1 pseudogene is annotated in these 557 nt (G+C 59.2%); it reads left to right on the forward strand.

Annotated elements, in window-relative coordinates:
- Positions 1 to 557: pseudogene (locus HMPREF1627_RS00190) on the forward strand (DNA-directed RNA polymerase subunit beta); the annotation flags it as partial.

Here is a 557-nt window from a genome sequence, read left to right on the forward strand (position 1 = left end):
AGGCGCGCGAGGTTCGCGACACGTCGATGCGCGTGCCGCACGGCGAGTCGGGCATCGTAATTGGTGTTCGCGAGCAGAACGCGGATGAGGATGACCTGCAACCGGGCGTGCAGCAGAAGGTGCGCGTCTACGTGGCTCAGCGCCGCAAGATCACGATCGGCGATAAGCTGGCTGGTCGTCACGGTAACAAGGGCGTTGTGTCGAAGGTTCTCCCGGTTGAAGACATGCCGTTCCTTGAGGATGGCACGCCGGTTGACATTATTTTGAACCCGCTGGGTGTTCCGCCGCGAATGAACCTGGGTCAGGTCTTGGAGTACCACCTCGGCTGGATTGCCGCGATGGGTTGGGACATTTCCGAGGCAGTGAAGAACGGCGAGAACTGGGCGAAGTACATTCCAGAAGAGGGGATTAAGGCCCCGGCTCGTACGAATGTTGCTACGCCGGTGTTCGACGGTTTGGAGCCGGAGGCATTAAAGGGCCTGCTTTCGCACACTCTGCCTAACCGTGATGGTGATCGTCTGATTGACGAAAGCGGTAAGGCGCAGTTGTTCGATGGC

The sequence above is a fragment of the Actinomyces sp. S6-Spd3 genome (genome assembly GCF_000758755.1).
Classification (GTDB): Bacteria; Actinomycetota; Actinomycetes; order Actinomycetales; family Actinomycetaceae; genus Pauljensenia.